9 protein-coding genes are annotated in these 11,474 nt (G+C 47.1%); 1 reads left to right on the forward strand and 8 read right to left on the reverse strand.

Annotated features, from left to right (window positions below):
- Positions 1-84 precede the first annotated feature (84 nt).
- On the reverse strand, positions 85-2,727 hold the full coding sequence (gene polA / locus RWS39_RS08460; protein ID WP_314482481.1) for a DNA polymerase I: 2,643 nt from the start codon (positions 2,725-2,727) through the stop codon (positions 85-87).
- A gap of 111 nt (positions 2,728-2,838) precedes the next feature.
- On the opposite strand from polA, the gene RWS39_RS08465 reads away from it, so the two are divergent.
- On the forward strand, positions 2,839-3,315 hold the full coding sequence (locus RWS39_RS08465; protein WP_048779127.1) for a YcxB family protein: 477 nt from the start codon (positions 2,839-2,841) through the stop codon (positions 3,313-3,315).
- 47 nt (positions 3,316-3,362) lie between these two features.
- On the opposite strand, the gene RWS39_RS08470 is transcribed toward RWS39_RS08465, so the two are convergent.
- The 7 genes from RWS39_RS08470 to RWS39_RS08500 all read right to left on the reverse strand — a co-directional run.
- Complete coding sequence (locus tag RWS39_RS08470; protein WP_314482486.1) at positions 3,363-3,977, reverse strand: HAD-IA family hydrolase; 615 nt, start codon at positions 3,975-3,977, stop codon at positions 3,363-3,365.
- A complete protein-coding gene (locus RWS39_RS08475; RefSeq protein WP_061594196.1) occupies positions 3,974-5,251 on the reverse strand; it encodes an MATE family efflux transporter in 1,278 nt (425 codons plus the stop codon). Before RWS39_RS08475 ends, RWS39_RS08470 begins: the two co-directional genes overlap by 4 nt.
- A 106-nt stretch (positions 5,252-5,357) precedes the next feature.
- Positions 5,358-6,842: a threonine synthase gene (gene thrC, locus RWS39_RS08480; protein WP_061594197.1), complete on the reverse strand. Its 1,485-nt coding sequence runs from the start codon at positions 6,840-6,842 to the stop codon at positions 5,358-5,360.
- Positions 6,843-6,958: 116 nt separating this feature from the next.
- Positions 6,959-8,083: a LysM peptidoglycan-binding domain-containing protein gene (locus RWS39_RS08485; protein ID WP_314482492.1), complete on the reverse strand. Its 1,125-nt coding sequence runs from the start codon at positions 8,081-8,083 to the stop codon at positions 6,959-6,961.
- 593 nt (positions 8,084-8,676) lie between these two features.
- Positions 8,677-9,300, reverse strand: coding sequence for a V-type ATP synthase subunit D (locus RWS39_RS08490; protein ID WP_125365943.1), 624 nt, complete (start codon positions 9,298-9,300; stop codon positions 8,677-8,679).
- The gene (locus tag RWS39_RS08495) at positions 9,297-10,691 is read right to left on the reverse strand and encodes a V-type ATP synthase subunit B (protein ID WP_002902006.1); all 1,395 of its coding nucleotides are present in this window, start codon (positions 10,689-10,691) and stop codon (positions 9,297-9,299) included. The genes RWS39_RS08490 and RWS39_RS08495 overlap by 4 nt, the downstream gene beginning before the upstream one ends.
- Positions 10,678-11,474, reverse strand: a 797-nt coding sequence (locus tag RWS39_RS08500) for an ATP synthase beta subunit C-terminal domain-containing protein (protein WP_462982797.1), incomplete at its 5' end; no start/stop codon positions are given. The genes RWS39_RS08500 and RWS39_RS08495, both read right to left, overlap by 14 nt.

Here is an 11,474-nt window from a genome sequence, read left to right on the forward strand (position 1 = left end):
GTGTGAAAAAGACAAGCTTCCTCGCATTCATCGAATGCTGCGTCAGCTTTCTCTTTTCACTTTGTGTTTTACGCCCTTGATATCTTATTTTGCCTCGTACCAAGTTTGGCCGGCATTTTCATCAGCCACTAGTGGAACGGCTAGCTCAATCGCGGCTTCCATGGTTTCTTTGACTAGCTGGCGGACGGCTGTTAGCTCGTCATTGGGCACTTCCAGCACGATTTCATCGTGTACCTGCAAGAGCATGCGCGACTTGAAATTCTTCTCTGTCAGAGCTCGATCCAGATTAATCATGGCGACTTTGAGAATGTCTGCGGCCGATCCTTGGATGGGGCTGTTAATGGCTGTGCGCTCCGCAAAATTTCGGATGTTAAAGTTGCGGGAATTGATGTCCGGTAAAGAACGACGACGATGGTAAATAGTCTCTACATAGCCCTTATCACGCGCTTCGCGAACAATCGTTTCCATATAATTTTTGATTCCTGGGAAACGCTCAAAATAGGTCTCAATGTAGTCCTTGGCAGCCTTGCGGGAAATTCCCAAATTATTGGCCAGTCCAAAGTCGGAAATGCCATAGACTACTCCGAAGTTGACAGCCTTGGCATTACGGCGGTCATTAGGCGTCACATCCTCTGCCTTTTCAATACCAAAGACCCGCATGGCTGTAGCGGTGTGAATGTCTTCTCCATGCTGAAAGGCAGCAATCAGATGCTCATCCTGCGAAATGTGAGCCAGCACCCGCAGCTCAATCTGGGAATAATCCGAGCTGAGTAACACGCTGTCTGCCCACTCTGGCACAAAGGCCTTGCGAATGAGGCGCCCCTGCTCCAGGCGAACGGGGATATTCTGCAGGTTCGGGTCAACCGAGGACAGGCGGCCCGTCTGAGTCAAATCCTGAACATAGCGAGTGTGAATCTTACCGTCAGCCGCTATCGCCTCCTGCAATCCGATGATATAAGTGGACTGGAGCTTGCTGATTTGACGGTATTCCAGAATCTTAGACACAATCGGTGCTATCGGTGCTAAACGCTCCAGTACGTCAACCGCTGTCGAGTAGCCCGTCTTGGTCTTTTTGGTGTATTCCAGCGACAACCCCATATCTTCAAAGAGAATGGTTCCCAGCTGTTTGGGCGAGTTAATATTAAACTCCTGACCAGCCAGATCATAAATCTCCTGCGTTAGACTTTCCAGTGTCTTTTCATTTTCCACCTGCATGCCTTGCAGGGTTTCCCGCTCAACCTTGATCCCTGCAATCTCCATCTTAGCTAGGACAAAGGCCAGCGGTTGCTCCATTTCAAGCAACAAATCCAGCTGATCGTGGGAACGGAGCTGGTCTTTCATTGGCTCTTCTGTTTCCAACAACACTTGAACCTTACGAGCTAGATGCTCAAAGAGCTGCTCTTGCTCCGGCAAAGCTCGCTTGGCTCCCTTGCCATAAACCTCGTCATCAGTCGGCAGAATTGTTTGGCCGTAGAGGCGAGCAATAGTCGCCAGCTCATTATCCTCGACCGTCGAAAGCAAATACTTGGCTAGGCGCGCATCAAAGGAGGCTGCTGGTAGTTCAATGCCGTAATGACTGAGCAGTACCTTGGTCCGCTTGAGGTCGTAGGTTTTTAGAGCTGTTTTTGCCAAAAATTCTTGAAAGAGAGGCTGCTGCAGTAAATCGCTGGAACCGACATAAATCTGACGACTATCGCCCCAGGCAAGACCGACAATCTCTTCCTTATGGTAGTTGTCGCCCAAAATTTCAAAATAGAAGAATTGCTCTGGTGCCAGCATATCCGCTGTCACCTCAGTCACTTTGGTAAATTCAATTGGTTTGACTTCTACTGGTTCCTGAGCAGTTCCTAGCTGAGCCTTGAGCTGCTTGAAGCCCATCTCGTCATAGAACTTGCTCAGGGTCTCTATCTGCGGACCCTTATAAACCAAATCATCCAGCCCGATTTCAATCGGAGCCTGAGTATTGATGGTAGCTAGGGTCTTCGATAAGAAGGCCTTGTCCTTGTCATTGATCAGATTTTCCTTCATCTTGGAAGCCTTGAGCTGGTCAATGTTTTCATAGAGATTTTCCAAAGAGCCATACTCCAAGAGGAGCTTGAGGCCAGTCTTCTCACCAATCTTGGTCACGCCGGGGATATTATCCGACTGATCGCCCATCAGCGCCTTGAGATCGATGAACTGCTCTGGCGTGATGCCCATCTTTTCCATGAGGTAGGCTGGGGTAAACTCCTCAAACTCGGCCACGCCTTTCTTGGAAATTTCCACCACGGTATTATCATCCGTCAGCTGAATCAAGTCTTTATCGCCGCTGACAATGGTCACATCGTAAGGCACTGCTGTCTTTTCAGCCATCTTATCCAAGGTCCCGATGATGTCATCCGCCTCGTACTGAGCCAGATCATAGTAGCGAATGCCTAGGTGCTGCAGCATTTCTCGGATAAAAGGCAGCTGCTCACGAAATTCATCCGGTGTCTTGGCCCGACCTGCCTTATAGTCTGCGTACATCTCGGTCCGGAAGGTCGTCTTGCCAGCATCAAAAGCTACCAGGACATGGGTCGGCTGCACGCGCTCCAAGAGATGATTGAGCATGAGGTGGAAGCCATAAATGGCATTGGTATGCAGGCCAGATGGACTCTTGAAACGGTCGATTTGATTATAAAGCGCAAAAAAAGCGCGAAAAGCAACGGACGAACCGTCGATTAATAATAATTTGTTCTTTTTTTCCATAGGTTTATTATAACACGAAAGGCGGACAAAGACAGAAAAGGCGGTGTGGAAAATAGAAAGTGATTTTAACTACTCCTCTGTGTTATAATAATAAAAACTAGGAGGTAAGAGATGTTTCCAATCCGTATTACAACTCTTATGACTGAAGAAGTTTATAAAAGATTTTCTTGGGCTATTCTCGTGCGACGAAAAGGATTTGTATTATACATAATCATACTGATAATCGGACTGTTCACCTACGTAATGTTCAGTCCGTTAGAGAAAAAGATAATATCTATCATATTGGCTCCCCCTATTTGCGCCTCTATGTACTATTTTGGCATGAATTATCAGATAAAGAGAGCCTATCAAAAAAATCCTTTATTTCAGAACATGGAGGTCACTCTGATATTTGACAGAGAGGCTTTTGTAGCTCAGAATAAACGTGGAGAATTTCACTATACCTATGATGATATTGTCAAAGTCATTAGGACAAAGCGAGATTTTTATATCTTGATAGGGGAGAACACTGGTTTTGCAATTGAAAACAAGAACTGCACTCCCGAAGCTCTTGAGTTCTTGTTAGAACTTCACATTGAAAATATGTAAAATAAAAAGCAGGCTAGGCTGACAGTAGATCAGTTTTAGTCTGCTTTTTATCTTGTAAATAATTGCTTTATATCCACCAATTTCTCGATTTTTTGATTGATTTCTGGTCGGTAGTCACAGAAGTTAATGCTCTGGATGCCACTGTTGACTGCGACATCCACATCCAATGTCCGATCGCCGATATAGTAGGTTTCCTGCTTGTCCAGGTCATATTTCTCGAGCAGATAGTCGACACCCTCTGGGTGGGGCTTGCGCTCAAAGCCGTTGGCTGTTGTGATGATTTCTGTAAAATAATCATGAATGCCCAAGTCTTCCAAGATTTGATGGGCATTGAGTCCCTTGTGAGTATAGACAAACTGGGCAATGCCCTGCTCTTCAGCCCAAGCCAGTATCTCCGCCGCTCCTTCCATCAGATGAACCTGAGCATTTTTCTCCTTTAGACTTGCTCCACGGAAGACATTCATCTCGGCAGCGTCCAGACCTTTCTCAGACGCTACTTTTTCCAAGAGCTTCTGTACAGAGTGCTTTAGGATATAGCTGTGAATACTCGCCCTGTCGAAGTCTAAACCATAGTGAGCATAGGTTTCTTCAATCCCTGCCAAAATAGCATCGTAGGAATCCAGCAAGGTGCCGTCCAAATCCCAAATAAAAGCTGTTGTCATGTGATTTTCCTCATTTTTCTGTCAAATAAAACCTTTAAAAATAGCCAGCGGAAGCCATTGTCCAAGAGCGTCCCAGCCCAGACCCCCGGAAGGCCCAAGCCAAAGGTCACACCCAACAAATAGCCTGAGATGATGCGAATCAGCCACATGCCAATAGTCGTGGCATAAAAGGGCAGTCTGGCATTGCCCAGCCCCTGCCAGACAGCTGTGTAAATCACGGTTCCCACTGTCATAGGAGTTCCTAATAGGGAGAAGAGGATGACTAGAAGACTGGCTGTGATAGCTCCGCTATTATCCGTATAGAGCAAGGTCAGTGGCCGACCAAATGCAAAAATCCCTAGAGCCACGGGCAACATACAAGCAAAAGATAGCCAGAAGGTTCGCTTGCGAATCAGACTGACCGCTTGCATATCTCCCTCACCAACCGCATGGGCGACCAGCATGACTGTTGCTGTTGCGACCCCAAAGGCAGGCATATAGTTAAACTGAGTCAGAACTTCACCGATAGCATTTCCCGCTACTGCTTCCGTGCCAAAAGCGACTACAATAGCGATAATCACCACGTCACCCGCCCGCATCATGAGACGCTCTCCTGCAGCTGGCAGAGACAGGCGCAAGAGCTCTCGATCTAAGCACCAGCTCCAGCGAATCATGGACAAATCCAGCTCTCGCCAGAGAATAACCACACCGATCAAACGAGCCAACACCGTTCCCAGCGCTACACCGACTATACCAAGCTGAAAGACGTAGATCCCTAGGCCGGATAAGAGGGCATTGAGCACATTTGTCAGAAGACTGACATACATGGGAAATCTAGGATTGCGCGTGACCCGCACCAAAGCTCCAAAACTAGTCATCAAGCCTAGCAGAACAATAGTCCCACCAACCAGAGCCAGATAAAGACCCCCAGCTTCAGCCACTGCCTTTTCTGTCCCCAGAAGATCCAGCATCTGCCTGCCAAAGAGTAGAGAAATCAGCCCCAACAGAAGGCTCAAAAGCAAGGTCAGCTTGATAGCCTCGGTTGTATGATAGGCTAGATTTTCCTTGTCCCCCTGAGCTAGGGTCTTAGAGATCAGGCTAGAAATGGCAGCCCCTAGTGCGATAAAAATTGCCTGGTAAATAGTAATGATGTTGCTGGCTACCGAGACACCAGAGATTGCAATTAGTCCAAGACTGGCTACCAGATAGTTGTCTACCATACCCATGAGCATTTGCAAAAAGTTCTCCGCCATAGCTGGCAGGGCTATATTCATGATTTTTTTATAAGTCGTCATAAAGAAAATTCTTCCTTTTAAGCATAAGCTACTTCACTTTTCCATAGGACATCTCAAGAAAAAATCAGCCAGATATCTAGCTGATTTTAGGCTTTCTAAGCAAACTTTATAATCCTAAGTAATCCTCGACTGCTGTCTGCATTTGGTCTGCAGCAACCGTTGTTTTGTGGCGAACTGGTGCTGTTTCTAAGCCATCCACAGCTGGTGGAAGGGCTACGCCAGAAAGTTCGTGCAGTTGGTCCAAAGCCTCGAAGTCACTAAGTCCTGTTTGGCCAGTCACAGCCTCAACAGCCACAACTGGGAACTTGTAAGGACTAGCGGTAGACGCGATAACAGTCTTGCGCTGATCACCTGTCTCTGCCAGATATTTTTGATAGACAGCAGACGCGACAGCCGTATGAGGGTCTTCGATGTAGTCAGATGCTTGATAGACCCGCTTGATTTCAGCAGCTGTTTCTTGCTCTGTCGCATAATCAGCCGCAAAGAGCTCTAAAATCTCAGCGTCAAAGTCTATCAGTTCATACTGTCCATGCTCATTCAGAGCCTCCATCAGGTCAGCTGTTTTCTCAGCGCTATTACCAGACAGATGGAAAATCAAGCGCTCCAGGTTAGAGGAAACCAGAATATCCATGGACGGACTAGACGTCACCTTAAAGCTCCGCTTCTTGTCATAAACCTGAGTCTTGAAGAAGTCTGTCAGGACATTGTTCTCATTCGATGCACAGATTAGCTTGCCAACTGGCAGACCGATTTGCTTGGCATAGTAGGCCGCCAAGATATTACCAAAGTTCCCTGTCGGAACTGTAAAGTTGACCTTGTCTCCTACTGTGATTTCTCCCGTCTTCACCAGCTGAGCATAGGCATAGATATAGTAGACAATCTGAGGCACCAAACGGCCGATATTCATAGAGTTAGCTGATGAAAACTGGAGTTTGTGCTCCAAGAGACGAGCTCGTAGGTCAACGTCGTTAAACATGTGCTTGACATTAGTCTGGGCATCGTCAAAGTTGCCGTCAATGGCAACGACATGCGTATTAGCACCTGTCTGCGTCGTCATTTGCAACTCTTGGACCTTGCTGACACCGTCTTTCGGATAAAAGACGATAATCTCAGTTCCTGGAACGTCCGCAAATCCTGCCATAGCCGCCTTGCCTGTGTCGCCAGAAGTCGCTGTCAAAATGACAATTTTGTTTTCCAAGCCGTGCTTTTTGGCTGCAGTTGTCATCAGGTGAGGCAGGATAGACAAAGCCATATCCTTGAAGGCAATGGTCGCTCCGTGGAAAAGCTCTAGATTATACTGACCATCCAGCTTGACCAAGGGAGCAATCGCCGCATCATCAAACTTGCTGTCGTAGGCATGGTTGATACAGTGGTCCAGCTCTGCTTCAGAAAAATCATCCAAAAATGCAGATAAAACCAACTTGGCTACTTCTTGATAAGAAGCGTCTTTGAGCTTAGCAAAATCCAAATCGACCTGCGGATAGGTAATGGGGGTAAAAAGGCCTCCGTCTGTCGCCAAACCTTGCAAAATCGCCTGGCTGGCTGTTACTCTATTCTTTTCGTCACGTGTTGATTGATAAACTAAAGTCATTCTTTCTTTTCCTTTACCTGTAATTCGTTTTATTATACCAAAATTTATCAGAAAATTCTCGCTTTTTCACAGAGAATATAAGAAAAAGCCCATTTCTGGGCTTTTAATTGTCTTATTTATTCATTCATAGATACATGCACGTGGTCGTAATGGTTTTCAGTTACGCTACCACGGTCTGGCATTTGGTTCCAAGTATTGGCTGGACCGTAAATGCTATCAAACGGTGCATAGAATTTCTGTTGCCAGATAACATAAGAGATGCCTCTTCCGGTCATGTTAGAAGTAACGTCAGCTGCAACCTGATTTCCTAACTCAGTATTGTTGCCAACGATAAAGTCAGCGGCCAAGCCCTTACCATGATCTCCGCTATCACCTGGACGATAGAGACTGAATTCTGTAATTCCATATTTAGCTGCGATTTCTTCTTTCAAAGCAGCAGTTTGCGGTCTCAACCCTTCATTAGCAGCGTTATTGCTTGTTTGAGTTGCTACAGCTGGAGCAGTGTAGGTTGGAGATTCAATATTAGTAACATCTTGGTTAACCTGCTCTTGGTCCAATTGAGGGGCGGCCACTGGAGTTGTAGCTTCTGGTTGAGTAGCCTCAGGCTGAGCTGGGGTTGCCGGAGCTGCTTGTTCCGTGATAGGCTCAGTAGATTGTGGTTCACTCACTTCCGCAGCAGCTGCCACTTGACTTAAAGCAGCTTCTGGAGCTGATTGAGCTTCTGCAGGAACTGCTGGAGCCTCAGATGACGCTTGTTCTTCCACAGGGGCTGGAGCCACTGGGGCTGCTGGAACTTCAGCATTTGCTTCAGTTGAAGGAGCCGTAGTTTCTGCCGTAGCTACCTCAGGCTGAACTGGAGTTGCTGGAGCTGGCTCAGAAACCGGTCCTGTTACAGCTCTTGTTGCTTGTGGACTTGTAATTTCTACACCAGTTATTTCGTTTTTATCATTTGTCGTAATATTTAAAACTGTATTTGGATAGATTAGATCGATATTAGCAATCGCGTTAATATGAGCCAAAACATTTACATCCAAACCAAATGCTTCCGCAATTGTTCCAAGAGTATCGCCATATTGGACTGTATAAGTCTGTTGATTTTCGCTACTAGTAATATCAGCTTTGATTTGATCAACTGTTCTAGCTGTCCAATTTTGTGATTCCTCTTCAGCATTGGCTGTTATCAATGGGAACACCGACAAAGCTACTGTTGAAGCGAATAGCATTTTTTTATTGATTTTCATATGTAAAGTACACCTTTCTTCATTCATACTACAAACCCCATCTTAACATAATTTCCCCAAGAATAAACCCTTTTTTATCCGATTTAATCGAACTGTCTGCCCTCTGTAATATAGAGATTTGTTTGTAACATATTCTCAATAGTTAGAAATAAATATATGGGAAACAGGACCGCTTCGCTTCCTTATAAAAGGCGATTATACATTGGCATGTCAAAGCATTAAAAATGATTAATAGCTTTTGATTTCAGATTTTCACATAGTCAAAGAAAGGCTAAAATAAGCCTAAAAACTCGGAAAAAAGAGAACTGGACTTGGATTCATCGAATCCATCGCCCAGTTCCTATTTTTTTATTCAATTTTCTTTATTTTTTGTATCCTGCCAAACTGAACCCGACCTAAGCTCTTGGCAAAAAAGATAAAATCTCCTAGAAGCTATCGCTTCTTCGTCTATTTTTACTGTGAATATATCTATTCTTGTTAGCTCAGCTAAATTGAGCTTCGGCTAAAAACTCGGAAAAAAGAGAACTGGCTCGGATTCATCGAATCAATCGCCCAGTTCCTATTTTTCAGTCGTTTTTTGACGCCTACGCATCTTATTTCACCTTCATCATTCGGACGAGGCTGGCTCTTTCGGCTTCTTCCAACTTCATTTCGATGTAGTAGATGGTTTCTTTGAGGTCAGGGATGGTAGCATACTCTAGTCCGTTGACCCGGCGGCGAGTTTTCTCGATTTCATCCGACATGAGCTGGCAGCTTTTTTCAATCTCAGCCAGTCGCAGCAGGTCCGGAAGCAGATCGCTCATACTTTCAATGGTTTCATCCATCTGGCTGTTAGACGCCACATAGCTATATACCACGTCTCCCTCGTCATCACCGTAGGGATTGTCAATGTGAGCATGCATCTTGGGCACGCGCACACTCATGATATTCTCAGTCTCCACATGTAGATTGACTTCCCGCATGGGCACAGCGAAAATCTCCTCGACCATGAGGTCGCTCTCCAGCGCCTTGGCCATGACAAAGTCCTGCAGGTGACCAACCAGAGCGGATTCGACCTTTTGGCGGAGCTGATTGTTCTCACGGACAGACTCAATGAAGCGCCGCATCAGCTCATCCCGCTTGTCCTTGAGCAGTTTATGCCCACGGACAGCCGTTTTGAGACGGGCTTTTAAATTATTCAGCTCCATCCGAGTCGGCTTGACATTGAGTCGCGTCATCTTTCTTCCTCCTTGGTTTGCGGCAGGTATTGGTCAATCATATCGTCCTTGATCCGCTTAAGCTCTGTTCTTGGCAAGATGGACAGGAGTTCCCAGCCCAGATCCAAGCTTTCCTCAATGGTTCGATTGGTCTGGAAACCTTGATTGATGTATTCCTGCTCGAAGCGGTCAGTAAAGCGCACATAGAGCTTGTCCGTTTCGGACAGGGCGGATTCCCCCAGAACGACAGCCAACTCCTTGGCCTGCTTGCCTTGCGCATAGGCGGCAAATAGCTGGTTCATGGTTGCAGCATGGTCACCTCTGGTCTTGCCCTCACCTGAACCCTTGTCCTTGAGACGAGACAGAGATGGCAGGACATTGATGGGCGGACGATAGCCGCTGTTGTATAGATCGCGTGAAAGGATAATCTGACCTTCCGTAATATAGCCTGTCAAGTCTGGGATCGGATGAGTAATATCGTCCTCTGGCATGGACAGGATCGGAATCTGCGTCACCGAGCCCTTCTTGCCAACCAGACGGCCTGCCCTCTCATAGAGGGTGGACAGGTTAGTATAGAGATAGCCCGGATACCCACGGCGACCCGGCACTTCACGACGAGCTGCGGAAACTTCCCGCAGGGCTTCACAGTAGTTAGTCATGTCAGTCATGATGACCAGAACGTGCATGTCCTTTTCATAAGCTAGATACTCGGCTGCTGTCAGGGCAATCCGCGGCGTCGCAATCCGCTCGATAGCTGGGTCATTGGCTAGATTGATAAAGAGCACCGAGCGGTCAATAGCGCCTGTTTCTCTCAAGTCATTCATGAAGAACTCGGCTTCTTCAAAGGTAATCCCCATGGCTGCAAAGACCACGGCGAAGTTTTCATCAGAGTTGAGCACCGTTGCCTGACGGGCGATTTGAGCGGCTAATTCCTTGTGGGGCAGACCAGAGCCAGAAAATACTGGCAATTTTTGTCCCCGAACCAAGGTATTGAGGTGGTCGATGGCCGAAATTCCAGTCTGAATAAACTCATCCGGATAGTCGCGAGCTACTGGATTGATAGCTTGACCATCAATATCCAGGTATTTTTCTGGCAAGATAGCTGGGCCACCATCAATTGGCTTGCCCATGCCATTGAAAATCCGGCCTACCATGTCTTCTGACACTGGCAGCTCTAGCGGACGACCGGTAAAGCGGACCTTGGCTTTTTCCAGATTGATTCCGCTAGAACCTTCAAAAAGCTGGACCATAGCCTTGTCTTCTTGGACTTCCAGAACCTGGCCCTGGCGCTTGCTACCGTCATGTAGCTGGATTTCTACCAATTCATTGAAATGCACACCAGCGACTTGGTCGACAATCATCAGAGGGCCGACAACTTCACTGACGGTGCGGTATTCTTTAATGACGCTCATTGTCTAGTCCTCCTTGGGCAAGAATCTGGTGCAGGGTTTCCTCAATAGTCTGACTGAGGGCCTGGATTTTTTCCAGCTGGTCTTCATGGACAAACTTGCTGCGGGCAATTCGGTCACGCAGCTCCACCGTTCCTTCCATGATTTCCCGGAAATAAGCTCCCAGCTCCAAGGCACGATTGGCCTCCGCATCGAAGGTCAGGATATTGCTCAATAAAGCCACCTGCTTTTTGAAAGAAGTATAGGTGTCCACATCATCAAAGGCATTCTGCTGCAGGTAGTCCTCGCGGATCATCTTGGCTGCATTCATGGTCAGCCGGTCCTTTTCAGACAAGGAATCCAAGCCCACCAAACGCACGATTTCCTGCAGTTCACTTTCCTTTTGCAGGATATTCATGGCCTTGGTCACCTTTTCTGCCCAAGCAATCTTCTCATGCTGGTCGATATATGCTCCCACTTCGTCTAGATAGAGCGAGTAAGAGCTCAACCAGTTGATAGCTGGGAAATGCCGGCGTTGAGCCAGCTGTGCATCCAAGCCCCAGAAGACCTTGACAATCCGCAGGGTATTTTGCGTTACTGGCTCAGAAATATCTCCACCTGGAGGTGATACGGCTCCGATAGCGGTTATAGAGCCTTCGCGCGCAGTTGAACCGAGCGTCTTGACCCGGCCAGCCCGCTCGTAATACTCAGCAATCCGGCTGCCAAGATAGGCTGGATAGCCTTCGTCACCTGGCATTTCTTCCAGACGGCCGGACATTTCCCGCAGGGCTTCTGCCCAGCGAGAGG

The organism is Streptococcus cristatus, assembly GCF_963529205.1.
Lineage (GTDB): Bacteria > Bacillota > Bacilli > Lactobacillales > Streptococcaceae > Streptococcus > Streptococcus cristatus_O.